Below are 26574 nucleotides of genomic sequence, written 5' to 3' on the forward strand. Positions count from 1 at the left end.
AACTGCCGAAGGCTGCGATCTTTTGCTTTTACTTTGGATAAAGCGGCGGCAATCCACTATCACCCACCGGATCCTGCACCCGTTCCGCCGCCGGAATAGTCCGAATCGCCCGCCACAAATCCTCACCCTGCCAATGCTGCCCCGTCTCGCTGTACAGCGCACCATTCAACCCATCCAGCGCATCCGACAACGGCACAAACCGCGCTGCCATGTCCGCCAGTGTCTCCGGCTGCTGCCGCGCCCACGCATCCAGTGCCTGCCGCGTCGCCTGCGGGTCATTCGCCTGGCTCGCACGTTTGATGTCATCCATCAACGTGCGCGGGCTCGGGCCGGTTTGGGCGGCGCGATGCACTGCCGGTTGCCAGCGTGCGCGCCACCACAGGCCGAAGCCGAGCAGGGTGGTGCAGGCGAGGATCAGGGTGCTGAGTTTCCACCACCACAACACGTCGTTATCGACGATGCTCGGCTGCAGGTTGCCGGTCGGGGTGTCGACTTGCAGGCTCGGGTTGTTGGCTACTTGCAGCGTGCGCGCGGGCAGGCTGCTGTGTTCCAGGTGGTCTTCGAAGGTGTTCCACCAGACCACGTCCACCGTCGGCAATTCGATGGCGCCGCTGCGGCTCGGCACCAAGGCTTCGCGTTCTTCACGGCTGCCAACAATGCCCCGGTCGGTGCTTTGGTTGCTCAGCACCGGTTGATCGGGGTAGCGGCGCAGGCCGTTGACCTCGGTGGCGGGCAGCGCTGGCAGTTGCGAGCTGGCGAGGCCTTCGACTTTCAGGGTCAGGCTGCGGGTCATCGAGTCGCCGACCTGCGTGTGTTCCGGTTCCGGGTTCCAGCTTTCGCTGAGGCTCAGGCTGCGCGCGGGCAGCCATGGCGCGTCGACCGGGTAGGTCAGCGGTTTGGGTTTGACGGTCAGGGGAATTTCGGCGGAACTGACGCGCATCAGTTTGCCCGGCTTTGGCCCCTGCGCATTGGCATCCTGTGACGGCTGCGTATCGACCAGTGTCGCGCTGAAGGTCTGCGGCGTAATGGTCAGCAAACCGCTGTGCTGCGGGTAGATCGCGTAGCGCATTTCGATCACGCCATGGCGCACGCCGTTGAGGTCTTTTTCGTAGGTACGCGTATCGCCAAGCTGTTCGATGCGCGCATCGGCGATTTGCAGCGGCGTCAGGCTGCTGTCGTCGTACAGCGACACCGAATGGTAGATGCGCAGCGTAAGGATTGCCTGCGCCTGCACGTAGACGCTGGACTGATCGAGACTGGCTTCGATGAACACCGGATCAAGGCTGTTCTTATTCTCGCGGGTGTCGCTCTCGACCACTTGCACGGTGATCGGCTGGCTCTGCGCGTCGCCCAGTTGCAGCGGCGGGATCACCACGCTGCCGTTCTCTTTCGGCAGCAGGGTGATGATCCAGCGCGTGGTCGCGCGGTTGTCGCCATTGAGGGTGTTGAGCTGGTTGACCTGCCGCGTGCCGCGCACTTCGAACAACGCTTCCAGCGCGGTCAGGTCGGGTTTGCCGAACTGGGTGACGTCGCTGGTTTCGAGGGTGAGTTCGACCGTCTCGCCGGAGTTCAGGCGACTGCGATCCACACTGGCGGTCAGCTCGGCCGCCTGGGCGGTGGCCGTGCAGAGCAGCAGGGGCAGCAAGAGAGCGGTGAAGCGGGTCATCGAGTGTTTTCCTGATCCTGATGTTGTTGCTGTTCGTACCAGAATTTGCGTCGCAGCAGTTCGCCCGGATCATCCGGGATCTTGCCCAGCCATTGCTCCAGTGCCTGACGTTGCTCGCCTTCGAGGTTGTCTTCACTCGGGCGCAGCGTCGGCACGGTGTCCGTTTGTTCTTCTTCGTCGCTGCCCGGCACCTCGTTGGGGCCAGGCTGCGGCGGTGTGGTCGGTGGCGGTTCGCTGGCCGATTCGGTCGGTTGCGCCTCGCTCTGGGTTTCACTTTTTACCGCCGGTGGCGGTGCGGCCGCTGGCGGTGGTTCGTCGCCCGGCAGACTTTGCTGTTCGCTCGGTTTGGTGTCCGGCTCGGCGGGCGGCGGTGTGTTTTTCTGCTTGAGCAGGTTTTCCACCAGCGCCTTGTTGGTCTGCGCCGGGCGCAAATCCGGTTGCAGTTCCAGTGCCTGTTCATAGGCGTCGATTGCCGCTTCCAGCTCACCGCTTTTCGCCAAGGCGTTGCCACGATTGTAGTGGGCGCGGGCATCGCTGCCTTCGGCGAAGCGCTGGGCGGCGCCACTGTAGTCGCCGGCCTCGTACAACGCCACCCCTTGCCACTGATGATCTTCGAAATGTTGGGCGGCTTCGACCGGGCGCTTTTGCTTGAGCAAATGCAGGCCCTGTTGGTCGGGACGCAGCCACAGGTCTTCGAAGTCGAAAGCGTAGCTGGGCTGCGGCAAGCAAAACAGCAGCGGCAGGCAGAACAACCACCCACGGCGGCCGGCGCAAGCGGCGAGCAACAACAGCGGCAACAGCAGCCAGTAACCCTGATCGGCCCAGGTATCGAGGCGCACGGTCTGGCCATCGTCACGCAAGCTGCGCGGGCCGTTGAGTAGCCCGAGCGCGCCAAGATCCGCTTCGTCGAGGCGGGCAGGGTGGTATTCGCCGCCAACACTGTTGAGGAACGCGCTCAGTCCCGGACTGTCGAGTTGCGGCACGCGAATCGCGCCTTGCTCGTCCTTGAGGAAACTGCCGTCCTCTTGGGCAATCGGCGCACCTTCGGCGGTGCCGACGCCGAGCATCAGCAGTTGTGCCGACTCACCGTTGAGGGCACGCCGAATACCCTGGCGTTCCTCTTCGTTCAATGACGAGCCGATCAACAGAATCCGCCCCTGACCGAGCGCGCCTTGTTTGAGCAAGGCCAGCGCTTTGCTCACGGCGAGATCGGCACGATGGCCGCTTTCCGGCATCAGCGACGGTTTGAGCGCGTCGAGCAGATTGCGGCTGGTCGCCAGGTCATCCGACAGCGGCACCAGCGTGTGCGCGCTGCCGGCGTAGACGACGATGGCGGTCTGCGCATCGCTGCGCGCCTGCAACAGGTCGAACAGCTTGCGCCGCGCCTGTTCCAGTCGTGTCGGCGGCGAGTCGGTGGCGAGCATTTCCGGGGTCAGTTCCAGTACCACCACCAACGGATCGGCGGGTTTCTGACTGGTCTGTTCGACGCGCTCCCAACTCGGTCCGAGCAGCGCAAGAACCGTCAGCAGCCACGCCACGCCAAGGGCAACCCACGGCAGTTTGCTGTCGCGACCATTGCCGCCGCTGAGCAGGGTGGCATGAAACGCCGGCGGCAAAATCATCTGCCAGCGCCCGGCGCGCTTCTGCCGATGCCAGAGTTGCCAGATCAGCCAGCCCAGCAGCGGTAGCAACAGCAACCACCACGGACGGAACCAGTGCGGCCAGAGCGCGATCATCGGCGCCTCCGCAGACGCAAGCGCTTAAGGCGCTCACGCCAGTCAGGCAGCGGACTTTGCAGATACAGCTCCTTGGTGAACAGGCGTTGCAGCGGGTTGTCCGGCCACAATTCACGCGCGACCAGCAACAGACTCAGCCACAGCGCCAGCGCCAAAGGCCAGTGATACAAGGCTTGTGCCGGGCGCGCCTGAGTCGGTTGCTGGGTGACCGGTTCGAGTTGATCGAGGGTGTCTTTGATCGCTTGCAGTTCCTTGCCGTCGTGGGCACGGAAGTACTGGCCGCCGGTGACTTCGGCGATGGCTTTTAGCGCTGGTTCGTCGAGATCCAGACTTGGATTGACCCCAAGCAAACCGGTCGAACCGCTGTCCTCGGGATTGGCGCCGATACCGATCGGATAGATTTTGACGCCTTCGCTGGCGGCCAGTTTTGCCGCCGTCAGCGGATCGATTTCGCCGCCATTGTTAGCGCCGTCAGTGACCAGAATCAGCACACGACTTTGCGCCGGACGCAGGCGCAGGCGTTTCAGCGCCAGACCGATGGCGTCGCCGATCGCAGTGTTCTTGCCGGCTATGCCGATCCGCGCTTCGTCGAGCCAGACGCGCACGGTGCGGCGATCAAACGTCAGCGGCGCTTGCAGATACGCCTGACTGCCAAACAGGATCAAACCGACGCGGTCGCCATCGCGACTTTCGAGGAAATCACCGAGCAGATGTTGCACCAGCGTCAGGCGACTGACTTCTTCGTCCTGCCACTGCATATCCGGGAAATCCATCGAACCGGACACGTCCACCGCCACCAGCAGATCACGCCCGCTGGCGGCAATCGGCAGCGGTTCGCCGAGCCATTGCGGGCGGGCGGCGGCAGTCAGCAGCAACAGCCACAGCAGCATGAACGGCGCTTGTTGACGCCACGCCGGAAGGTTGGCGCGAGCGCGACGGCGGGCGAGGCCTTCCAGATCGGCGAGGAAACTGACTTTCAGCGCGGGTTCGCCGCTGTCGGCCACTGGCAGCACCAGGCGCATCAGCCACGGCAGCGGCACCAGCACAAAGATCCACGGCCAGGCGAACTCAAACATGTTTGCGAATCCACGTGTCAACCGCTTGGGTCAGGCCGGCGATGGCTTTGTCGTCGAGTTTGCATTCCGGTTTGTACGCGCCTTCAACCAGCACCATCCAACGGGTGAGGCCGGCAGCCGGGCAACGGTTGTCGAGGAACGCCAGCCATTTACGCCCATTGAGGGTGTGGCTCTGGCTGTAGGGATAGTGGTTGCGGCACAGGCGTTTGAGCAGGCCGTTGAGTTGCTGCAACCACGCCCCGGCCGGCGCGCCGTCGTAGGGTTTGGGCATTTGTGCGAGTTCAGCGAGGGCGGCGATGCGCACCGGGTCGAGCGGCTGTTCGGCACGCACGATCGGGCGTTTCTTCATCGGGATGAAACGGCGCAGCTTCCACACGGCGAAACCGAGCAGCGGCAATAACAACAGCAGCAGCCACCAGCCCGGAGCCGGTGGCCAGAAGGCAATCGGTGGCGGCGAGATCAGCGGTTGCAGTTGTTCGAGGCCGTTCATCGACCTTTCCCCGGACGCTGCGGATTGAGGAATTCGCGCATCTGCTCGACCATTTCACTTTGCGTGCTCAGCGGCATCAGCAATACCCGCAATTTTTGCGCGAGCAATTCCCAACGCGCGATGCGTGCTTCGGCCTGGGCGCGATAGGTCTGGCGCAGGTCGAAATTCAGCGTATCGAGTTCGAGTTGCGCGCCGCGTTCGGCGAATCGGAGAAGACCGGCGGCGGGCAGGGCGTGATCGAGGGGATCGGACAGCGGCAGCATCAGCAAATCACAATGGCGCGAGAGCAGGCTCAATTGTTGTTCAGCGCTGTCGGACAACGCGCGCTCGTCGCAGATGACGATCACCAGACTGCCCGGGCGCAATACTTCACGGGCACGGCGCAGCGCCACGCCAAACGCATCGCGATCCGGCTCGCGCTCGCTGTGCAGCGACTGATTGACCTTGACCAAACGGTTGAGCAATTGCAGTAGGCTTTGTTTGCTGCGCCGAGGCTTGATTTCGTAGTGCTCGTTGTCGCCGAACACCAGCCCGCCAACCCGGTCGTTATGGCCGAGTGCGGCCCAGCCGATCAGCGCCGCTACTTGCGCTGCCAGTACCGATTTGAACATCAGCCCCGAGCCGAAAAACAGCCGTGTGCTTTGCTCGACCATGATGAAAATCGGCCGCTCGCGTTCTTCATGGAACAGCTTGGTGTGCGGTTCTTGCGTGCGCGCCGTTACGCGCCAGTCGATGGTGCGCACGTCGTCGCCGGCCTGATAGACCCGCACCTGATCGAAGTCGACGCCACGGCCACGGAATTTCGAGTGATGCAGGCCGATCAGCGGGCTGCGCTGACTCGGCGTGGAAAACAGCTGCACTTCACGCACGCGGTGGCGCATCTCGATCAGCTCGGCGAGGCTGACACGAATACCGGGTTCGGACGGCAGGGGGGCGTTCATGGGGGTCAAGCGACGGCTACGACGTCGAGAATCCGCTGCACCACCCGATCCTGATCGATGCCGGCGGCTTCGGCTTCAAACGACAAAATGATGCGGTGACGCAACACATCGAATAGCACCGCTTGAATGTCTTCCGGGCTGACGAAGTCGCGACCGGCCAGCCAGGCGTGGGCGCGGGCACAGCGGTCGAGTGCGATCGAGCCGCGCGGGCTGGCGCCGTAGGCAATCCACTCGGCCATTTCCGGGTCGAACTTGGCCGGGTTGCGCGTGGCCATGACCAGTTGCACCAGATATTCCTCCACGGCGTCGGCCATATACAGGCCAAGGATTTCCTTGCGCGCGGCAAAGATCGCCTGCTGGCTGACGCGGCGTTCAGGCTTGGTCTCGCCGTTCAGCGCTTCGCCACGGGCCTGCTGGAGGATGCGGCGTTCGACGGCAGCGTCCGGGAAACCGATTTTCACGTGCATCAGGAAACGGTCGAGTTGTGCTTCCGGCAGCGGATAGGTGCCTTCCTGCTCGATCGGGTTCTGCGTGGCCATCACCAGAAACAGCGGCGACAGCTCATAAGTGCTGCGGCCGACACTGACCTGACGCTCGGCCATGGCTTCGAGCAGCGCCGATTGCACCTTGGCCGGGGCGCGGTTGATTTCGTCCGCCAGCACCAGGTTGTGGAAGATCGGCCCTTGCTGGAACACGAAACTGCCGGTTTCCGGGCGATAGATCTCGGTGCCGGTGATGTCGGCCGGCAGCAGGTCCGGGGTGAACTGAATGCGATGGAACTGGGCTTCGATGCCCTCGGCGAGCTCTTTGATCGCTTTGGTCTTGGCCAGACCCGGAGCGCCCTCGACCAGCATGTGGCCGTCGGCGAGCAGGGCGATGAGCAAACGCTCGATGAGTTTTTCCTGGCCGAGAATCTGCGTTGAAAGAAAGGTTCGCAGCGCCAGCAGCGCTTCACGATGTTCCATCGGTGACTGTTCCTGGAAAGGGGTGGCCACAGGCGTTCGGATAACGCCGGGGCTGGGGGCGTTACTTTAATCCATCGCGGGGGGTGGCGACTAACGGCATTTTGCGCAAAGTGCGGGAAATGACTGGGGGATTTGTTGGATTTTTGTAGTGCCGGGGAAGGGCGGTGTTCTTTCGGGCCTCTTCGCGAGCAGGCTCGCTCCCACATTTGAGCGGCGTGCACCTATCAAATGTGGGAGCGAGCTTGCTCGCGAAGAGGCCGGTTCAGACGCGATCAAACTTCGTTAATGAAGGTACCCGTCCCGTCGAGGATATTCGTCAAGGTCTCGACCACCTCATCCATATCCACCATGTCCGGGTTAAAGCTGATCTCCAGCACATCATCCCCGTTCAACGCATCGGCATCCGCCGCACCAATCTCGATCTTCAACAGGTTCGAGGTCAGGGTGACTTTCACCCCGTCCAGCGTCGAAGGTTCGCCATCCAGGGTGATCTCCAGCTCATCCTCGTCCGGGTAGCGGCTCATCAGGAACATGTCGCCCTTGTCGCTGTGGCAGCAGAGCATGGCCATGTTGTCTTCTTCGTCATCGCACGGGTTGACGATCAGTAGGGCGGTGGTCATTTGCATGGTCAATTCCTGCCTCTGGGGGCGTGTTGGTCGCTAATGGGCGCGATTCTGCCAGTCCTTGGGAATTTCTGCATGTGAGAGTGTCAGAGGATGTGTCGTGAACGCGACATGGATCAATGGTCATTTCTGGCACGCATGTACCGTAAAAACGGGCATTCAGACCAACATTTTTCGCCACGACTGCTAGTGTTTACCGGTGCCAGACCCTCGGTTTACGTGCCAATGACCGAATATGTCGCAGCACCGCAAGCAGACACATTGTCGCACCCTTTAAGCTGCGCAACGGATGAGCACCCGTAAAGGCATTGTCGGCACCGCTGGCAGTCGCTTTTGCAGATGCTCATTCTATGGAAGGTGAATGTGACCTGAGTGTCCCGTCCAGCTTCACCCACCTGTCCCCCTGTTTCCTCTGCCCGAGAATCAGGAACAGGGCGACACAAGCCCCGAAAGGGGTGTTGCACGCGACGCTTTCCATCAATAACAAGCTTAAGCGGAGTACCACAGATGGCGTTCTTCACCGCAGCCAGCAAAGCCGACTTCCAGCACCAACTGCAAGCGGCACTGGCGCAGCACATCAGTGAACAGGCACTGCCACAAGTGGCGCTGTTCGCTGAACAATTCTTCGGCATCATTTCTCTGGACGAGCTGACTCAACGTCGCCTCTCCGACCTCGCTGGCTGTACTCTTTCTGCGTGGCGCCTGCTTGAGCGCTTCGATCACGCGCAACCGCAAGTGCGCGTTTACAACCCCGATTACGAGCGTCATGGCTGGCAGTCGACCCACACCGCGGTCGAAGTCCTGCACCACGACCTGCCATTCCTGGTCGACTCGGTCCGTACCGAGCTGAACCGTCGCGGCTACAGCATCCACACCCTGCAAACCACCGTGCTCAGCGTACGTCGTGGCAGCAAGGGCGAGCTGCTGGAAATCCTGCCAAAAGGCAGCACCGGCGAAGGCGTGTTGCACGAATCGCTGATGTACCTGGAAATCGATCGCTGCGCCAACGCGGCCGAACTGAATGTGCTGAGCAAAGAGCTGGAACAGGTTCTCGGTGAAGTCCGCGTCGCGGTCGCCGATTTCGAGCCGATGAAAGCCAAGGTGCAGGACATCCTCACCCAGCTCGACAACAGCGCCTTCGCCGTCGACGCCGATGAAAAGAACGAAATCAAAAGCTTCCTGGAATGGCTGGTGGGCAACCACTTCACCTTCCTCGGCTACGAAGAATTCGTGGTTACCGATCAGGCCGATGGCGGCCACATCGAGTATGACCAGAACTCCTTCCTCGGCCTGACCAAATTGCTGCGCACCGGCCTGACCTACGATGACCTGCGCATCGAAGACTACGCCGTCAGCTACCTGCGCGAACCGACCCTGCTGTCGTTCGCCAAGGCTGCGCACCCAAGCCGTGTTCACCGTCCGGCCTACCCGGACTACGTGTCGATCCGTGAGATCGACGCTGACGGCAAAGTCATCAAGGAACACCGCTTCATGGGCCTGTACACCTCCTCGGTGTATGGCGAGAGCGTGCGGGTCATCCCGTTCATCCGCCGCAAGGTCGAAGAAATCGAGCGTCGCTCCGGCTTCCAGTCCAAGGCTCACCTGGGCAAGGAACTGGCGCAGGTGCTTGAAGTACTGCCGCGTGATGACCTGTTCCAGACCCCGGTCGACGAACTGTTCACCACCGTGATGTCGATCGTGCAGATCCAGGAACGCAACAAGATCCGCGTGTTCCTGCGCAAAGACCCGTACGGTCGTTTCTGCTACTGCCTGGCCTACGTGCCACGCGACATCTACTCCACCGAAGTTCGCCAGAAGATCCAGCAAGTGCTGATGGAGCGCCTGAAGGCCTCCGATTGTGAATTCTGGACATTCTTCTCCGAGTCGGTTCTGGCGCGCGTGCAGTTGATCCTGCGTGTCGACCCGAAAAACCGTCTCGACATCGACACCGTGCTGCTGGAAAAAGAAGTCGTACAAGCCTGCCGCAGCTGGCAGGACGACTACGCCGCACTGACCGTCGAAAGCTTCGGCGAAGCCCACGGCACCAACGTGCTGGCCGACTTCCCGAAAGGCTTCCCGGCCGGCTACCGCGAGCGTTTTGCAGCGCATTCGGCCGTCGTCGACATGCAGCACCTGCTGAGCCTCAACGAAAAAAATCCGCTGGTGATGAGCTTCTATCAGCCGCTCGGTCAGGTCTCCGGCCAGCGCGAGCTGCATTGCAAGCTGTATCACGCCGACACGCCGCTGGCGCTGTCCGACGTCTTGCCGATCCTGGAAAACCTCGGTCTGCGCGTACTGGGTGAATTCCCGTACCGTCTGCGTCACACCAATGGCCGCGAGTTCTGGATCCACGACTTCGCGTTCACTGCCGCTGAAGGCCTCGACCTCGACATCCAGCAACTCAACGACACCCTGCAGGACGCCTTCGTCCACATCGTTCGCGGCGACGCCGAAAACGATGCGTTCAACCGTCTGGTGCTGACCGCCGGCCTGCCGTGGCGCGACGTGGCGCTGCTGCGTGCTTACGCGCGTTACCTGAAGCAGATTCGTCTGGGCTTCGATCTGGGTTACATCGCCAGCACCCTGAACAACCACACCGACATCGCTCGCGAGCTGACCCGGTTGTTCAAGACCCGCTTCTATCTGGCGCGCAAGCTCAGCGACGACGATCTGGAAGACAAGCAACAGCGTCTGGAACAAGCGATTCTGACCGCACTGGACGACGTTCAGGTGCTCAACGAAGACCGCATCCTGCGTCGTTACCTTGACCTGATCAAAGCCACCCTGCGGACCAACTTCTATCAGACTGACGCCAACGGCCAGAACAAGTCGTACTTCAGCTTCAAGTTCAACCCGCACGCGATCCCTGAACTGCCGAAGCCAGTGCCGAAGTTCGAAATCTTCGTCTACTCGCCACGCGTTGAAGGCGTGCACCTGCGCTTCGGTAACGTCGCGCGTGGTGGTCTGCGCTGGTCCGACCGTGAAGAAGACTTCCGTACCGAAGTCCTCGGCCTGGTAAAAGCCCAGCAAGTGAAGAACTCGGTCATCGTGCCGGTGGGCGCGAAGGGCGGCTTCCTGCCGCGTCGTCTGCCACTGGGCGGCAGCCGTGACGAGATCGCGGCCGAGGGCATCGCCTGCTACCGCATCTTCATTTCCGGTCTGTTGGACATCACCGACAACCTGAAAGACGGCGCGCTGGTACCGCCGGCCAACGTCGTGCGTCATGACGACGATGACCCGTACCTGGTAGTAGCAGCGGACAAGGGCACTGCGACCTTCTCCGACATCGCCAACGGCATCGCCATCGATTACGGCTTCTGGCTGGGTGACGCGTTTGCGTCCGGTGGTTCGGCCGGTTACGACCACAAGAAAATGGGCATTACCGCCAAAGGCGCGTGGGTTGGCGTACAACGTCACTTCCGCGAGCGCGGCATCAATGTTCAGGAAGACAGCATCACTGTGGTCGGCGTCGGCGACATGGCCGGTGACGTGTTCGGTAACGGCCTGTTGATGTCCGACAAGCTGCAACTGGTCGCTGCCTTCAACCACATGCACATCTTCATCGATCCGAACCCTAACCCGGCAACCAGCTTCGTCGAGCGTCAGCGCATGTTCGACCTGCCGCGTTCGGCCTGGACCGACTACGACACCAGCATCATGTCCGAAGGTGGCGGCATCTTCTCGCGCAGCGCGAAGAGCATCGCGATCTCCCCGCAGATGCAGGAACGCTTCGACATCAAGGCTGACAAGCTGACCCCGACCGAACTGCTGAACGCCTTGCTCAAGGCACCGGTGGATCTGCTGTGGAACGGCGGTATCGGTACTTATGTGAAAGCGAGCACCGAGAGCCACGCCGATGTCGGCGACAAGGCCAACGATGCACTGCGCGTGAACGGCAACGAGCTGCGCTGCAAAGTCGTGGGCGAGGGCGGTAACCTCGGCATGACCCAACTGGGTCGAGTGGAGTTTGGTCTGAATGGCGGCGGTTCCAACACCGACTTCATCGACAACGCCGGTGGCGTGGACTGCTCCGACCACGAAGTGAACATCAAGATCCTGCTGAACGAAGTGGTTCAGGCCGGTGACATGACCGATAAGCAACGCAACCAGTTGCTGGCGAGCATGACCGACGAAGTCGGCAACCTGGTGCTGGGCAACAACTACAAGCAGACTCAGGCCCTGTCCCTGGCGGCGCGCCGTGCCTACGAACGCATCGCTGAGTACAAGCGTCTGATGGGTGATCTGGAAGGCCGTGGCAAGCTGGACCGTGCCATCGAGTTCCTGCCGACCGAAGAGCAGATCAACGAGCGCATTGCCGAAGGCCACGGTCTGACCCGTCCTGAGCTGTCGGTGCTGATCTCGTACAGCAAGATCGACCTCAAAGAGCAGCTGTTGGGCTCCTTGGTGCCGGACGACGACTACCTGACCCGCGACATGGAAACTGCGTTCCCGCCGACCCTGGTCAGCAAGTTCTCCGAAGCCATGCGTCGTCACCGTCTGAAGCGCGAGATCGTCAGCACCCAGATCGCCAACGACCTGGTCAACCACATGGGCATCACCTTCGTTCAACGACTCAAAGAGTCGACCGGCATGAGCCCGGCGAATGTGGCCGGTGCTTACGTGATCGTGCGTGACATCTTCCACCTCCCGCACTGGTTCCGTCAGATCGAAGCGCTGGACTACCAAGTCAGCGCTGACGTGCAGTTGGAGCTGATGGACGAACTGATGCGTCTGGGTCGCCGCGCTACGCGCTGGTTCCTGCGTGCCCGTCGCAACGAGCAGAACGCTGCCCGTGATACCGCGCACTTCGGCCCGCACCTGAAAGAGCTGGGTTTGAAGCTCGACGAACTGCTGAGCGGCGAAATCCGTGAAAACTGGCAGGCGCGTTATCAGGCTTACGTCGAAGCCGGTGTGCCGGAACTGCTGGCGCGTATGGTTGCGGGCACCTCGCACCTGTACACCTTGCTGCCGATCATCGAAGCGTCCGACGTGACTGGCCAGAACCCTGCTGAAGTGGCCAAGGCTTACTTCGCCGTGGGCAGTGCGCTGGACATCACCTGGTACCTGCAACAGATCAGCGCGCTGCCGGTTGAAAACAACTGGCAAGCCCTGGCCCGTGAAGCGTTCCGTGATGACGTCGACTGGCAGCAACGGGCGATCACCATCTCCGTCCTGCAACAGGGCGACGGCACTCAAGACGTGGAAGCACGTCTGGCGCTGTGGATGGAACAGCACGAAAGCATGATCTCGCGCTGGCGCGCCATGCTGGTGGAAATCCGCGCGGCAAGCGGCACGGACTACGCCATGTATGCCGTGGCCAACCGTGAGCTGCTGGATCTGGCGTTGAGCGGGCAAGCGGTAGTGCCTGCGGTGGCTGCGAATGCCGAGCTTGAATTGGCATAAGTAAGCGCTGAATGAAAAAGCCCCGGGGTCGAGAGATGCCGGGGCTTTTTTATGTTTGAGGGTTTTTGTGGTGCCTGTTGCGGCCCCTTCGCGAGCAAGCTCGCTCCCACATTTGAAATGCATTCCCCCTGTGGGAGCGAGCTTGCTCGCGAAGGGTCCCTTGGTATCAATACAACTTAGATGACTGTTTACTATCCAGCATCGACACTTTGTCCGCAGGCCGCGCGACCAAATTGTTGAGCGACTGGTCAAACTTCTGCAGCGCCCTAACTTGCACATCCTGCTGCTGGTTAATATCCGCCACAATTTCTTCTGAACCCTTGAAGTCCGCCCACACCGGTGTCAGCTCTCTTGCCTCGGAGCCTTTCGCCGTACCGATATAGTTCAGCTGCGCATCATAAAAATCGGCACTGACGTCGGCCTTGATGTCGGAACTGCGCGAAGTGATCAACTGGCTGTGAGTGTCGACAATCGCCACCACATCAGGCTTGGCTGCACGCAGGCTTTGCATGTCTGGATACACCGTTACCGAGCCGAATTGGCGTTGCAGGGACGCGTTGACCCATTTCACCGCCATGTCTGGTTTCGAGCTGGCGACATAGGCGTCGTGGATCGGCTGCACCAGCAGGCTCTGGCCGAAACCGGTGCCGGCGTTGGCTTGATAGTCACGCAGGTATTCACGGTTGGTCTGGGTACTTGGGCTGTAGACCACGCCGAGCGATACGCCGGGACCGCTTTTTACCTGAGTGGCGCTACTGCGGCCGGTGGGATGAGGCAGCAGAGTATCGAGAGAGGAAACTGCTTTTGGGGCCGTCGGCACTGAACAGGCAGAGAGGGTTAAAACCGATATCGCCAGTACACTGGTGAACGCAAGTTTCATGGTGTTTCTCCCGTGAAACAACATCAGTCGGAAAGTTTAAAAGTCGTAAATCACGACCGTTAACTCAGACTAAACCCGCCAACCTGACAATTTGCTGAGCTAACGGCCTTTGAATAGTTTCATTTGCTGTAACCCGATTCGGTTAATTGCGCAGGGAAATAAAAAGGCGCCAATCAGCGATTTGCGCCTGTTTATTTATGGCTGGTTAAACAGCCATCAGTTTTTCAGCGGGATCAACACTTGTTCGTCCGGGGCCAGCACCATGAATACCAGCAACTTGGCCGATTTGGTTTTGCTGGCATTTTTCGACACCAGATGTTCGGAGCCGGCCGGTTCGTACCAGAACTGGCCCTTTTTGTAGGTAATCGCCTGTTCGCCCTTCACTTGGGAAATCACTTCACCTTCGAGCACGTAAGCCATCGCCGTGCCGTCGTGTTTGTGGGCGATCGAGGATTGGCCGGGTTTGTAGTCGACCTCGATCATCATGGCTTTTTTGCCGGGAGCGTTTTTCAGCATCTGGTCTTGCAGGACGGTGACTTTTTCCGACGGGTCGTGGGCGAAAACGGCCGAAGTGCAAAGGCTCAGGGCAAGGGCAGCGGCGAAGAAGGGCAGGGCTTTCATGGGGGGTTACCTGTGATGATCGGGGTGTTGCTGATCACAGTAGTCCGCAGGGTGGCGCATTCAAACGGCCAATATTCGGGAAGATCAGGTGACCAATTTGCGGGGCGTCAGAAAGGTTATTGGTGTGGCGGAATACGTCTTCGCGAGCAAGCTCGCTCCCACAGGTTCTGCGGTTGTTCACCTATCTTGTGAACAACCAATAACCCTGTGGGAGCGAGCTTGCTCGCGAAGGGGCCAGATCAGACGATAGGGAAGCTATTGAAGTCGACGCTATTGGCCAACCGACTATCGATCAGGTCAATAAACCCCTGCGCCTCGGGCCGGTTGAAATGCGCCTGCATCGCCGCTTCCGACTGCCAGCGGGCACTGACCGTCCAGCGGTGGCTGTCCTCGGGGCAGCGGTCGACCAGGTAGGAATCGCAGCCCGGCGTTTCGCGCAGGGTTTCGACGATCTTCTGCAGTTGCTTGCCCAGTTCATCCGAGCGGCCGGCGGCAGCCTGCACCTGCACCGTATTGATCACTTCGTTGGACATTGCTCACACTCCTGAATCAGGCCGGACGAATCCTGCTCATTGAGGGATAACGCCTGTGCAGAATAGGCCTGCACCCTGGGATCACCAATAACCAATCGGCGGTTAAATCTTTAGGCCAATCGCTCAGGCGACCTGCTGGAGAATGTCGCTCAGGCGATCCAGAGCGATATCGATGTCGAGGGTTTCGATGGCGCCGAAGCCGAAGTACAGGCCGTTTTTCGCCGGTTGCTGATAATAGAAGCCGTTGATCGAGTACAACCCGACTTCGACTTTTTTCGCCAGTTCGATCACCAGCGGCAGGTCGATCGGCACTTTGCAGAACACCGCCATATGAAACCCGGCGCTGGCCGGCACCGCCTCCAGCCATGGCGCCAGATCAGTGGCCATGCGCGCCAGAATCCGCTCGCGGCGCTGCGCATAAATCGCATGGCAGCGGCGGATATGCTTGAGCAGGCAGCCCTCGGCGATGAACTTGGCCAGCGCCCATTGCGGCAGGGTCGAGGCGTGCAGATCGGTGAGTTGCTTGGCACGGATCACCGCTTCGAGAATCGCCGGCGGCAGGATTGCATAACCCAAACGCAGCTCCGGCAGCAGGGTTTTCGAGAACGTACCGACGTAAGCGACGATGCCGCGCTGATCGAGATTGAACAGCGAATCGGTCGGCCGGCCTTCGTAGCGGAATTCGCTGTCATAGTCGTCCTCGATGATGATCGCGCCCAGTTCATGCGCGCGAGCCAGCAAGGCTTCACGGCGCGCCTGACTCATCGGCATGCCCAGAGGGAACTGGTGCGACGGCGTGACATAGATAAGGCGCGTGCCCTCGGGAATGTGTTCGACCTGAATGCCCTCGGCATCCACCGGAATCCCGACCACCTCGGCGCCATGGGTGGCGAACAGCAAACGTGCCGGCGGATAACCGGGATCTTCCATGGCTACAAGACTGCCGGGGCTGATCAGCACACGGGTGATCAAATCCAGCGCCTGTTGCGCGCCATTGCACACGACGATGTCTTCATCCTGGCAGTTGATGCCCCGGGAAAACGCGATGTGCCGGGCAATCGCATTGCGCAGCGCCGGCAAGCCCTCGGGCAGGCTATAGAAACCCTTGGACTGCGCCATCTGCCGCATCGCGTGAGACACGCAGCGGCGCCAATCATCCTGCGGGAACTGGCCCTTGCTGGTGGCGCCGCCGATAAAGTCATAGCGCAGCGAACCTTCCAGCGTCGGGTGACGCAGAAACACCGGCAGATTGCGCCAGCTCTCGATCACCTCGGCGCCGGCCAGTTCGGTGTGGCTCTGTTTGCGCTGGATCTGCGCCGGACGCGCGTTGACGTAGGTGCCTTTGCCGATCACCCCGGTGAGGAAGTTTTCGTAGGTTAGCTGTGCGTAGGTGTCGGAAATGGTCTTGCGCGAGATGCCCAGTTGCTCGGCGAGCAGACGGCTGGGTGGCAACTGCGTGCCGGCGGCCAGACGCCCGGATTCAATGGCCCCGCGCAGTTGCTGATACAACTGACCGGCAAGATCCTTGCGGCCGTTGATCACGACGTGAAGTTCCATACCGACGAGGCTCCTGGGGCTAATTGGCGTGCCTGCCAGATTACCGCTGTTGCGGGATCGGCAATAGTTGCGCACCCCAAAAACCCGAAATTGGCCTAGATCCCCTGTGGGAGCGAGCTTGCTCGCGAATGCGGTGTGTCAGTCGCCAAATAGGGTATCTGGATTGGCGCTTTCGCGAGCAAGCTCGCTCCCACAGGTATCGTGTATATCCGCGATTCAGTGGTGTACCCACAATTCGACAAATTGGGGCTGTAACGCACCACTGTCGGCGTTTACGGTGAACTCATTATTCCGTCTACCGAGACCCGCCCATGTCCCCGCGCCTGGATTACTACAACGCTTCGCCCAAAGCGATGAAAGCGATGATTGCCATGGAGGCGCTGACCGCCAACCTCAGCATCGAGCAGCCGCTGCTGCAACTGATCAGGATCCGTGCCTCGCAGCTCAACGGCTGTGCGTTCTGCACCGATATGCACTCGGTGGATGCGCGACGGGCCGGGGAGAGTGATCGGCGTTTGTATGCGATCGCGGTGTGGCGCGACAGCAACTTCTTCAACCCGCGCGAGCGTGCGGCGTTGGCCTGGGCCGAGTCGGTGACGTTGTTGGCGGAGAGCCGCGTGCCTGATGAGGTGTATCAGCAGGCGCGCGAGCAGTTCAGCGAAGGCGAACTGGTCGACCTGACCATGGCCGTGACCACCATCAACAGCTGGAATCGCCTCGCGGTGAGCTTCCGCCAAACGCCTAGCGATTGAAGATCAAAAGATCGCAGCCCTAATTCGCCGGCCGTTGCGGTTTCACCGAGGTGCCAAAGGTATTCCCCATCCGCGTGCTGGTCGCCGCCGGTGTCGCCAGGCCAACCTGATTCGGCGGCCGCTTATTCACCGGCACATTCATCGCCTCTTGATTCTTCTGCGCCGCCGCAGCGCCTTCCGGGTTGTTGCCCATCTGCTGGCTCAAACAGTCGTAATTCGGCGCCTTGTAACCGCCGACCGTCACCTCGACACAGCCCAACGGCTGTTCGGCATAAGCGCTCGACAGCGCCATCAACAACAGCCCGCCAAGGCTCAATCGCCACAGTGTGTTCATGCTCGCCTCCTGGCCGGCCCGACGGGGCCGCGCTATGGCTTGAGTCTAGTGCAAGCCTTGCGCAATTCCCGTGATGGTTTTTTTGCACCGCCCGTCACACCAGATTCATAAACAGCCCTCAGGATGACGATTTCCAAGGATTCGTCAGCCGTGCAGCGAGGCAATTCCACGGACGGTTTTCAGCGTTCAACGAGGCTTGTGCGCCGGATGTGTCTGGGGTGGCTGCTTGGCTGTGCGGCGGGCTACGCCATGGCCGACGCGGTGCCGGCGGATCTGCGCATGACGCTGCACATTCCGGCACAGGATCTGGCCCGCGCGCTGGATCAGTACAGCCACGCCACCGGCGTTGCGGTGCTGGTCGACAGTCAGTTGAGTCGCGGTCGACGCTCGCTGGCGGTGGACGGTGAATTCACCGCCGCCGATGCCCTGCGTCGATTGCTCGGCGGCAGTGGTTTGATGGCGCGTTATGCCCGTGACGATGCATTTACGTTGCAAGTGGCGCAGGTCGAAGACGTGCCGGCGCCGGCACAAAAACAGACGCCGGAAAGCGTCGCCGTCAACCGCAGTTACGCGACAGCGGTACAAGCGGCGATCGAGCGCAACCTGTGCCGCTCGCCGCTGACCCGTCCGGGCAGTTATCGCGCGGTGTTGCAGGTTTGGGTTGGCCGCGACGGCTTGGTGCAACACAACCGGTTGGTCACTTCGACCGGTGATGTACGGCGCGACAACGCGCTGGTGGAAAGCTTTCGCAACCTCAAAATCGACCGGCCGACGCCCAGTGCCTTGCGTCAGCCGGTCACGTTGCTGTTGTTACCGGAGTCGTCAGGAAAACGCATGGAATGCACCAAATGGGAAGGAGTTTCCGGGGGATGAAAGACACCGGACAGGGTTCGATGGTCCAACTGTTCCTGACGTCCTACGAGGACTTTCGGGTGCGCCTGCGCAGGCGTCTCGGTTCGGAAGATCTGGCCAACGACGTGCTGCACGAAACCTACCTGCGCGTCGACCGCATGGAGACGCCGCCGAACGTCCTGCGGCCCAATGCCTACCTCTATCGCATGGCCCTGAACATCGCCGCCGACCGCCGCCAGGCCGATGCGCGCCTGCTCACCGGCGAGGAAGTCGAGGAGCTGCTGCAAATCGGCGACGAAGCCCTCGATCCGGCGCGGGTGGTGGGTGGGCAGAAGGAAATCCAGTCACTGCTCAGTGCGTTGTACGAGCTGCCCGCACGGCGCCGGAAGATCTTTATCGCGGCGCGTCTGGAAGAGGCGCCGCATCTGGAAATCTCGCAGCGTTTCGGCATTTCCACGCGCATGGTCGAGAAGGAAATCAAAGCCGCGTTGGGCTTCTGCGCTGCGAAACTGGAAAGAAAAGTGTTTCAGCGGTTCGGTCGCGGGGCTGGAAAACCGTCTTCTGAATAGTGCCCGATCAATTCGTTGAGAATCTGCGCGTTTGAACATCTTTCGACTGACACCTGCCGAGCCATCGGCGGCCGACAATCTGCACAGCGAAGCCCGCGACTGGCTGGTCCTGCTGACCTCCGGCCGCGCCACCGTGGCCGATGCCCGCGCCTTGCGCGAATGGTGCGCGCAGAGTGCCGAGCATGCCCGCGCGTTCGAAGAGGCCAAGCGTTTGTGGCAGCAACTGCAACCGGCCGTGGAGCAGATGCAGGCGCCGCGCGGGTTTGGTCGACGTGCTTTTCTCGGTGGGGCGATTGCTGCGTCGGCGGCGTTTTTGCTGGTGCGCGGGACGATTCCTGGTGGTTTTGAAGGGCTGGGCGCTGACTACATCACTGAAGTTGGCCAGCAGCGGCGTTTTGAACCTGTGCAGGGTGTGAGCCTGGAGCTGAATACTCAGACGCGGATCAATCAGCGTGCAGTGTCTGAGGGTGTGCAGGGTTTTGAGTTGGTCAGTGGTGAGGTTGAGGTGCAGACCGCGCGGTTGCCGTTGGCGATGCAGGCTGGGGGAGGGTGGTTGCGCGCGAGTCAGGGGCGGTTCAACTTGCGTAATACTGATCAGCGAGTCTGTGTGACTTGTCTTGATGGCGCGGTTGACGTGGATGTTGAGGGTCGTAGCCTGCGTCTTGAACCGGGGCAGCAGGTGACCTATGACGCGCGGCAGGTTGGCAGTGTGCAGAGTGTCGACACGGCGGCGGTGATGAATTGGCGTCAGCAGGTGCTGGTGTTTAACGGCGCTACGCTGAGCCAGATGATTGATGAGATCAATCGGTATCGGCCGGGGATGTTGTTGCTGCTCAACCGTGAGCTTGGGCAGCGGCGGGTGCAGGCGCGTTTTAGCCTTGATCAACTTGCTGGCGTTGCATTGCTGATTCGCGATGCTTATGGCGTCAACTGCACTGAGCTGCCTGGCGGCGTTGTCGTTTTGAGTTAGTGGGTTTTATTGGGGACATATCCGTTGCTGCGGTTATGGCTGCTTAGGGTTCCGCCCTTACGGCGGGTCACTTTTGACAAACGCCTCAAAAGTAACCAAAAACGCTTGCTCCTACGTGCGGCCCGCTCGCTGGGGCTCGGGGTTCCTTCGCTCCGGGATCCATCCGGGCGCATCGCCTACGGTTTGCTTCGCTGCACCTCCTCTCGATGCATTTGGCTGCGCCAAACGGTCGCTGCGCTCCCACCCCCGGATGAATCCCTCCACTCAGCCTTCCGACGTCGCCCGTGGATCAAGATCAAAAGCTGCAGCCGAGCTAACGCTCATCCTGTTGAGTGGGGCGGCTTTGCCGCTGCGGTGTACGCAGATTAAAAACTGTGGGAGCGAGCCTGCTCGCGAAGGCGGCCTGCCAGCCGACCAATCCCCAACTGACTCCACCCAATCCCACTGTGGGAGCGAGCTTGCTCGCGAAGACGGCCTCACATCCAACCAATCCCCAACTGACTCCACCCAATCCCACTGTAGAATTGAGCCTGCTCGCGATGACGACCTACCAGCCAACCAATCCCCAACTGCCCACCCCCAATCCAATTGTGGGAGCGAGCCTGCTCGCGATGACGACCTACCAGCCAACCAATCCCCAACTGCCCACCCCCAATCCCACTGTGGGAGCGAGCTTGCTCGCGAAGACGTCCTGACAGCCAACCAACCTCAAACTGACTACCCCCAATCCAATTGTGGGAGCGAGCCTGCTCGCGAAGGCGGTCCATCAGTAACAACCATGTTGACTGACCCACCACGCCCGCGAGCAATCCCCTCCCACATTTGATTCCTGGCCGGCGATCTACTCCAACGGCCCAATCACCTGCCGATACTTCTCCACCCCCTGCGCCGTCCCCCGACTCAACCGAATCTCCAACCCCAACGGATCCTCCCGCCGATTCCCACTCAACTGCCGCCAGCCCTTATCCACCTCCCAAACCCGCACCTGCACATCACTCACATCCTGCAAAACAGCAACCCCATTCCCAGGCGCCGGCAACGGATACCGACTCCGCGCCTCAGCCACCGCCCGATACAACGTGTCGCCCTTGACCCACCACCGCACCCGCTGCAAAGCCCCCGGCTGGTCCGCCGCCGTCCGAATAATATCCAGCCGAAAACCCTTACTGTCGCTACTGCGCACAGTCAGAGCGGCCGGCGCCGTCACCGGCTCATCATCCACCCCAACCTTCTTCGGCTCGGTCAACTCAATCCCCGCCCGCATCTCCACATCCCGCTGCAACTGATTCAACGCCCGCAACAAACCGTCACTCTGCTCACTGCTGGCCTGCAAATGACTGTCCGCCCGCGTCACACTGTCCAGCCCCCGCCAGGCAATCAAACTCACCACCGCCATCAACAAAATCGCGACCATCACCTCAATCAACGTAAACCCTTGCTGGCGCTTCATTGCAGGCTGATCCTTCCACTGCCATCACGCAGCACACTCAAGCGATTCAACCCATCCGACAACGTCAATTGCAGCGGCGGATTGATCCACTCAGCGTTCAGCACGACCTTCTGTTTCGGCTCCACCCGCACCTCCATTTTCGGACTCTGCCAGGCACGCGGCCGCAACTGCGGATCCTGAGCGAAATGATCAAACCCCTTGCCACTGTCACTGCGCCGACTAAAGCGAAACCCCTTGGCATCACTCACCCACACAATCGGCCGACCATCGGCGCGAGCCTCGGCCTGCGCCACCTGCAGCAATTGCGCCACACGCTCGGCATCCTTGCGCAGCAACTGCAACGGATCGGGCTTGATACTCAGGCTGATCGCCGCACTGGCGATGCCGATGATCACCAGCACCACCATCAACTCGATCAGCGTAAAACCCTCTTGCCTGTTCATCGCGCGCGCGCTCCTTTGCGTCCTGCGCCATCGTGCACGGCCAACATGTAAGGCGTGTGAAATAAAACGGAGAGAATTGCCGCGTAGGCTGACAGCAGGGATAAAAAGGAGATTCAACCCATGACCTTCACCGCACGCTTTACCCCACCCCAAATGGTTCAGGCATTCGCACTGCTCGCCGCGCTGGTCGGCGTAGCGACGTGGTCGTCGCTGCTGCTGACCACCGCCGAATCACACACCCCGGCAGCGGCACCGCAATTGCTGGCGGCAAGAAGTGATAGCCCGGCGTTGCAGTGGTTTTCCAATCAGACGGCGCCGATGGATATCAAGGTGAGCGGGGTGATGGCGGGGAGTCGGGGGGCGGTGGCGATACTGAGCCTGAACGATGGGCCGCCGAGGAGTTTTTTGCAGGGGGAGAAGGTTGGGCCTGGGGTGAAGTTGGTGGCGGTGGAGGGGGATGGGGTGGTGATTGAGCGGGGTGGGGAGAGGGTGCGGTTGGGGGTGGAGAGGTTGGCGGAGGGGGTGGTTTTGCCTAGGCTGACTCGGCCCTGAATTGTAGAGTAGAAGTTAGGTTGTTTTACTACTTATATGGGAAAGAGTTTAAGTATAAGGAGAAGTAGAGAGAGAACAGGAAAAGAGCATCCTTGCCTGATTTTTGTAAATGCCGACTACTAAAGTCATTATTGGGTAATAGGCATCCGAATGGCTGTCTTGATATAAGGCATCTGTTTCGTAATGAATTAAAGCAGAAATACAAAACTATTTAAAATGGAATTCCTATATCGAATGAGAAATCACCTTCGTAATGGAAAACATTTGCCATGGCGGTTGCTATCTCTTTTTTAAACTGTTTGTCTTGGTTTAATTTGGCAACCATATCAAGATCAATGTCGTCCGCATCGATATCTACTGACAATGCTTCTTGTTTTTCACTCCAGCTTAAAGAAAGATCTGAAGTTGTGGAGAATTTACGAGTGTGTCGGTAAAGAGCCATTCGTAAGGCAGGTTTAGCTAGGGTGTTAAAATCTGGTAATAGTACTTGGGTTTTTGACCAGTCCTTGTATGCGTCGCGATAAAATTTATCATAGCTTTCCTGAATGAATTCGCAATTGCTTGCGTGTAGTATGGAATATTGTTGTAAGATGTCTGGGAATGCGTTCGCAGTGATAAATTTAATTCTGGCTACTTCCTCTTTTTGGTTTAATATGTATCGACAAAGGTAGTCCTCGGCGTTTACTGATTCTGCTGAGATGCCATCATCTTGAAATAAGACTCTCACTAACTCGCTCTCAATGATTGATGCTAGATTAAATTGATAAATTCGTTTTTTGTTTTTTTGGCGTTCCTTCAAAATACTCATCTCATAAGACTGTGCCTTCATGAGTGATGTAATTGAGGCAAATATATTTTTGTCGTTTTGAGGGGATGAATTTGCTTTGCTCATTTCTTGGAAGGCGAATACGTCTACATTTGGTGCGGAGAATAACACTGGGCATTCTTTTGATAGTTTTTCGTGATAAGACGGAGACCATGTCATTTTTGACATGTAGTGATGTATCGCGGGATGGTTAGTCCAGCCTTTAAAAGGGCGCCAATTATAGTTGGGATCTTTCTCGTCCACCGGGCGAGATAGAAGAGCCCATGAGTTGGCTTCGTTTTTTTTGCAGCTTATAATTATTACGGTGTAAATGCTTAAGTCTTTTAGGTTGGTAACTTTATAGGCTAGCAGATCAATCTCCCTTACCGTTCCCTCAAGGTCATCAATATAACAACGGTTGCTAATCAGGTGCCATCCGTTTTTTCTCAAGGTTTTTCCGATTTCATACTCCAGCTTGAAACCGGTCTTCGAAATTGATTGAGCAATCTTTACCAAGTCAATAGCCATATCGCTCCCTTCGAATCATGGTGAAGTAATGTGAAAAGTGTTTCCAAATTATCAATTGGAAATAGCCTTGATGTAATTTTTCTTGATGACGGGAATAAATCGTATTATGACATCCTGAAATTTGCATGTGTTTCGCAAGTGTTCGTGCATCAGTTTCAATTCATATTGAGCCATCAATGGTATTTCAGTTTTAACCGGAGTCGCTGCGTGTTGGTCGCACAGGAGCCATAGGCAAACAACATAGTCTTTGCCATGTATGTCCGCTATGTTGGGTTTTATGTAGTCTAAATATTCTGTTTTTTTTGTGCTGGTAGATAAATTTATATGATTCCTGATCTCTCCAAGGAAAGATTGATCGTTAATGAACGCATGGCAATAGAATTGGGCTTGTGAGAATAAATAATTTGTTGAAGAGGCATTTTTGTATGGTTTGCAATGAATGATCCTAATCTTATTGTCATTCGTGAGATCTAGAATGTCACAAAATTCTTTGTCTTTGCGACCAGAACCGATTTGAAGTTTTGCTTGGTCAAACAAAACGCATGAGGGGCGTATTTCGCAGATTGTCTTGTTAAAGATGCTCTCTCTATTCTGCATTTTTTCATCGTCGCTGATATCGACCCCCCTATAAATCTCCTCGCAAGCCTCTTCGTGGAGCGTGATTTTAGTGAAGTTGGTTATTTCGCTGTAGAAATCGCTATCTACCTCCAGCCATTTCCCATCACTTAATACAAAGTATTTCTCCCCTAGAGCTTGCTCAAAAGATAGGCAGTTATATAGTGGCCATTTCTTATAGCTAAGAACTTGGTCCTCTTCGTATGAGTACGCATAAATATATTTTGATTTTAGCTTTGTGGTGGTTATTTTTTCTGAACTTATATGTTCGTATATTTGGCGAATTTCTAAATATGCATAAATTTTATCTCCGGATCTTTTGTTGTTTGAATAGGCGAATCCATAATCTGAGTCAATTAGTACTTCTGGTATTCCAAGGCTGATATTGCTCGTGTTTTTCAAGCGGAGTTGATTGGCTAGATGCTCATTTAGAATATCACTGTCTGACTCTGTCGCCTCGTCAAAATGCTTGTAATTCGGAAACAGCTTGGTGTACTCCTTGCTTGCGTAAGCCACTAAAAAATCTTCGCAATAGTCGATCAATATCTGCCAGTTAAGTTTCTCTTTTCCAATAATTTTTATTGTTAAGTTGTTTCGACCTTGAAGGGTTATATTTTTATGGTCTTTCATGTGGGCTGAAATGTAACGCAGGTCTTCCGCTTCGCTAAGACCAAAAGCGAAAGAGTCAGCCGGTTTATTTACCTGCCTATCAATATGTGTTGGTGTAATTGCGTGGCTTTCACTTTTTGTCTGGCGTATTTCTTCGTTGCCACACATGTTCATGGCTGTTTTTATTCCGAAGTCCGGCTCAAAGGCATCGCGATCAAGATAGCTTACGGCACTCCGTCCAAAGGTTGCCGCAAATACTCTGCCATTGATTGTTAAAAATAAGATTCCATTTGGATTCTTGTTTTTTGAACTGAAGAGTGGCGCATCGTTCAAAGGGAGTTTTTCATTAATAAAGTTTAGCCATGGCGGATTTGATTTTGTGCTTGTGGTTTCAAAGTATATAAAATGACAATCTGTCTCATTAACTGTGAATCTAAATTCACTTGCGGATAAGTTCTTTAAAACATCTTTTTTTTGATCAAATATGGAGCCGATTTTTTTATCTTCTCTTGCGAGAAAAAATGATATTTGTGCGATTTCAATTCCCTGGTCGGTCATGGCTTTCCCTTGGATTAGTCACGCATCATTCAATAGCTAAGCAGCATTAGTGCTTATGTCAATGAATCACCCTTGGCTTTTTGGATAAAACGAAAATCTGCTGGCAGGGAACTGACTCCTAGTTCCAGCGTGCGCTCTGGCCTATACCAGACGCTGGAAAAGATCGAGCACCCGATAGGCAATCTTCTGGCAGCAGTGTCTAGAAGGGTGGCGAGGTTGTTGAGCATTTTGCTAGGGGTAAGGCAGAGATAAGGGGACGGACCGATTTAGAGATACGTGATGGGAATGACGTCTCGATAAACGCCAATGTTTAAAAAGACATCTCCAGACACTCTCTCAGGCTACATATCCTTGCGCCTTTGCCTACAGCTACGCCAGAATCCGCCGGCTTGTGCGCTTTGTACCTGGTCTTTATCGTCTACGTGTCGCTAGCAACCCAGCGACCGGGTTTAGCGACCTGACCAGGTATAAGTACAACGACGCTCCAGTTTGTCGCAGACTTTTGCGACGACGATATGGTGGCTGTGCGTGGGAGACCTTCGGGTCTGCCGGGTCTTATACCTCTCGGTTCGCTAACCCGCGCACAGCTGCCACCCTAACTTGTTTAGCGACAGGTGTTGGTGGTTCCACCAGGTATAAATTTGGAGCTTCACCATGATCAAACCAACACCCAACCCGCCCGAAACCGCCTCGGTTTCCCCCTACGAATCCATCGATTCCAAAAAACTCCACGAAGCCGCCGACCGCGCGCTCGACCATTACCTCTGTCCACCCGGTTCCACGCCGCCTCCACGTAAAAACCGTGGGATGTACGCCGTGACGGCGGACAACAAAACCGAAGAACTGCTGGTCGATGCCAGTGCAACACTCGCTTCGGCCAAAACCATCGCCCAGAACGTCTCCAGCCTGTTGCCGGCATCGCAGCGCCAAGCGCTGGCGGGGATTGCGCAGTTGATCATGCTCGGGGAGTTGGCGGTGAATCGGGCGTTGGATAATTTGCAGTTGCCGGAGTGATACGGGTGTCGGGATCACCTGGTGATTGATCG

Annotated in this window: 23 protein-coding genes; 7 read left to right on the forward strand and 16 right to left on the reverse strand. The window is 58.0% G+C overall.

The features are described 5' to 3' along the window. Positions 1-28 precede the first annotated feature (28 nt). From CLU80_RS26330 to CLU80_RS26360, 7 genes are all read right to left on the reverse strand, one after another. Positions 29-1666, reverse strand: a complete 1638-nt coding sequence (locus CLU80_RS26330) for a BatD family protein (protein ID WP_099758855.1) — start codon at positions 1664-1666, stop codon at positions 29-31. Further along, positions 1663-3402 (reverse strand): tetratricopeptide repeat protein, encoded by a 1740-nt coding sequence (locus tag CLU80_RS26335; protein ID WP_099758856.1) that lies wholly within the window; start codon positions 3400-3402, stop codon positions 1663-1665. Before CLU80_RS26335 ends, CLU80_RS26330 begins: the two co-directional genes overlap by 4 nt. Then, positions 3399-4478: a vWA domain-containing protein gene (locus CLU80_RS26340; protein ID WP_093437901.1), complete on the reverse strand. Its 1080-nt coding sequence runs from the start codon at positions 4476-4478 to the stop codon at positions 3399-3401. The genes CLU80_RS26335 and CLU80_RS26340 overlap by 4 nt, the downstream gene beginning before the upstream one ends. After that, positions 4471-4968: a DUF4381 domain-containing protein gene (locus CLU80_RS26345; protein ID WP_038369283.1), complete on the reverse strand. Its 498-nt coding sequence runs from the start codon at positions 4966-4968 to the stop codon at positions 4471-4473. The genes CLU80_RS26340 and CLU80_RS26345 overlap by 8 nt, the downstream gene beginning before the upstream one ends. Next, positions 4965-5909 (reverse strand): DUF58 domain-containing protein, encoded by a 945-nt coding sequence (locus tag CLU80_RS26350; protein WP_093437905.1) that lies wholly within the window; start codon positions 5907-5909, stop codon positions 4965-4967. The genes CLU80_RS26345 and CLU80_RS26350 overlap by 4 nt, the downstream gene beginning before the upstream one ends. 5 nt (positions 5910-5914) lie before the next feature. After that, the gene (locus tag CLU80_RS26355; RefSeq protein ID WP_007913915.1) at positions 5915-6874 is read right to left on the reverse strand and encodes an AAA family ATPase; all 960 of its coding nucleotides are present in this window, start codon (positions 6872-6874) and stop codon (positions 5915-5917) included. Between the two features lie 272 nt (positions 6875-7146). Beyond that, complete coding sequence (locus CLU80_RS26360; RefSeq protein ID WP_099758857.1) at positions 7147-7500, reverse strand: hypothetical protein; 354 nt, start codon at positions 7498-7500, stop codon at positions 7147-7149. Positions 7501-8004: 504 nt separating this feature from the next. Between CLU80_RS26360 and CLU80_RS26365 the strand changes: the two genes are divergently transcribed. Further along, positions 8005-12900, forward strand: coding sequence for an NAD-glutamate dehydrogenase (locus CLU80_RS26365; RefSeq protein ID WP_093437914.1), 4896 nt, complete (start codon positions 8005-8007; stop codon positions 12898-12900). 166 nt (positions 12901-13066) lie between these two features. Here CLU80_RS26365 and CLU80_RS26370 read toward each other — a convergent pair whose 3' ends face one another. From CLU80_RS26370 to pdxR, 4 genes are all read right to left on the reverse strand, one after another. Continuing rightward, positions 13067-13780 carry an ATPase gene (locus tag CLU80_RS26370; protein ID WP_099758858.1) on the reverse strand — a complete coding sequence of 238 codons (714 nt, stop codon included), beginning with the start codon at positions 13778-13780 and terminating at the stop codon, positions 13067-13069. A gap of 216 nt (positions 13781-13996) precedes the next feature. Beyond that, positions 13997-14401: a cupin domain-containing protein gene (locus CLU80_RS26375; RefSeq protein WP_093437923.1), complete on the reverse strand. Its 405-nt coding sequence runs from the start codon at positions 14399-14401 to the stop codon at positions 13997-13999. Positions 14402-14640: 239 nt separating this feature from the next. Then, complete coding sequence (locus CLU80_RS26380) at positions 14641-14934, reverse strand: putative quinol monooxygenase (RefSeq protein WP_008087993.1); 294 nt, start codon at positions 14932-14934, stop codon at positions 14641-14643. Between the two features lie 123 nt (positions 14935-15057). Next, positions 15058-16491: a MocR-like pyridoxine biosynthesis transcription factor PdxR gene (pdxR, locus tag CLU80_RS26385; RefSeq protein WP_099758859.1), complete on the reverse strand. Its 1434-nt coding sequence runs from the start codon at positions 16489-16491 to the stop codon at positions 15058-15060. 311 nt (positions 16492-16802) lie between these two features. Here pdxR and CLU80_RS26390 point away from each other — a divergent pair, with 311 nt between their 5' ends. Beyond that, positions 16803-17243 (forward strand): carboxymuconolactone decarboxylase family protein, encoded by a 441-nt coding sequence (locus CLU80_RS26390; protein WP_099758860.1) that lies wholly within the window; start codon positions 16803-16805, stop codon positions 17241-17243. 19 nt (positions 17244-17262) lie between these two features. Here the strand turns inward: CLU80_RS26390 and CLU80_RS26395 are convergent, their stop codons facing one another. Then, the gene (locus tag CLU80_RS26395; RefSeq protein ID WP_099758861.1) at positions 17263-17577 is read right to left on the reverse strand and encodes a hypothetical protein; all 315 of its coding nucleotides are present in this window, start codon (positions 17575-17577) and stop codon (positions 17263-17265) included. Between the two features lie 207 nt (positions 17578-17784). Between CLU80_RS26395 and CLU80_RS26400 the strand changes: the two genes are divergently transcribed. From CLU80_RS26400 to CLU80_RS26410, 3 genes are read left to right on the forward strand one after another with little or no spacing between them, the layout of a single operon-like run. Further along, on the forward strand, positions 17785-18450 hold the full coding sequence (locus CLU80_RS26400) for a secretin and TonB N-terminal domain-containing protein (RefSeq protein ID WP_099758862.1): 666 nt from the start codon (positions 17785-17787) through the stop codon (positions 18448-18450). Further along, the gene (locus tag CLU80_RS26405) at positions 18447-18998 is read left to right on the forward strand and encodes an RNA polymerase sigma factor (RefSeq protein WP_007913935.1); all 552 of its coding nucleotides are present in this window, start codon (positions 18447-18449) and stop codon (positions 18996-18998) included. Before CLU80_RS26400 ends, CLU80_RS26405 begins: the two co-directional genes overlap by 4 nt. 31 nt (positions 18999-19029) lie before the next feature. Beyond that, positions 19030-19968 carry a FecR family protein gene (locus tag CLU80_RS26410; protein WP_099758863.1) on the forward strand — a complete coding sequence of 313 codons (939 nt, stop codon included), beginning with the start codon at positions 19030-19032 and terminating at the stop codon, positions 19966-19968. An 841-nt stretch (positions 19969-20809) separates the two neighbouring features. On the opposite strand, the gene CLU80_RS26415 is transcribed toward CLU80_RS26410, so the two are convergent. Beyond that, complete coding sequence (locus tag CLU80_RS26415) at positions 20810-21418, reverse strand: type II secretion system protein GspJ (RefSeq protein ID WP_099758864.1); 609 nt, start codon at positions 21416-21418, stop codon at positions 20810-20812. Further along, positions 21415-21861 (reverse strand): type II secretion system minor pseudopilin GspH, encoded by a 447-nt coding sequence (gene gspH / locus CLU80_RS26420; RefSeq protein WP_038369315.1) that lies wholly within the window; start codon positions 21859-21861, stop codon positions 21415-21417. The genes CLU80_RS26415 and gspH overlap by 4 nt, the downstream gene beginning before the upstream one ends. Before the next feature lie 120 nt (positions 21862-21981). Here gspH and CLU80_RS26425 point away from each other — a divergent pair, with 120 nt between their 5' ends. Next, positions 21982-22413, forward strand: a complete 432-nt coding sequence (locus tag CLU80_RS26425) for a type II secretion system protein N (protein WP_099758865.1) — start codon at positions 21982-21984, stop codon at positions 22411-22413. 211 nt (positions 22414-22624) lie between these two features. Here CLU80_RS26425 and CLU80_RS26430 read toward each other — a convergent pair whose 3' ends face one another. Beyond that, positions 22625-23746, reverse strand: a complete 1122-nt coding sequence (locus CLU80_RS26430) for a hypothetical protein (protein ID WP_099758866.1) — start codon at positions 23744-23746, stop codon at positions 22625-22627. A 51-nt stretch (positions 23747-23797) separates the two neighbouring features. After that, complete coding sequence (locus CLU80_RS26435) at positions 23798-25528, reverse strand: DUF6119 family protein (RefSeq protein WP_099758867.1); 1731 nt, start codon at positions 25526-25528, stop codon at positions 23798-23800. A 654-nt stretch (positions 25529-26182) separates the two neighbouring features. Between CLU80_RS26435 and CLU80_RS26440 the strand changes: the two genes are divergently transcribed. Continuing rightward, entirely contained in the window at positions 26183-26542 is a 360-nt protein-coding gene (locus CLU80_RS26440; RefSeq protein WP_099758868.1) for a DUF6124 family protein, read from the forward strand. Positions 26543-26574 lie beyond the last annotated feature (32 nt).

The organism is Pseudomonas sp. 29, assembly GCF_002754355.1.
Lineage (GTDB): Bacteria > Pseudomonadota > Gammaproteobacteria > Pseudomonadales > Pseudomonadaceae > Aquipseudomonas > Aquipseudomonas neuropathica.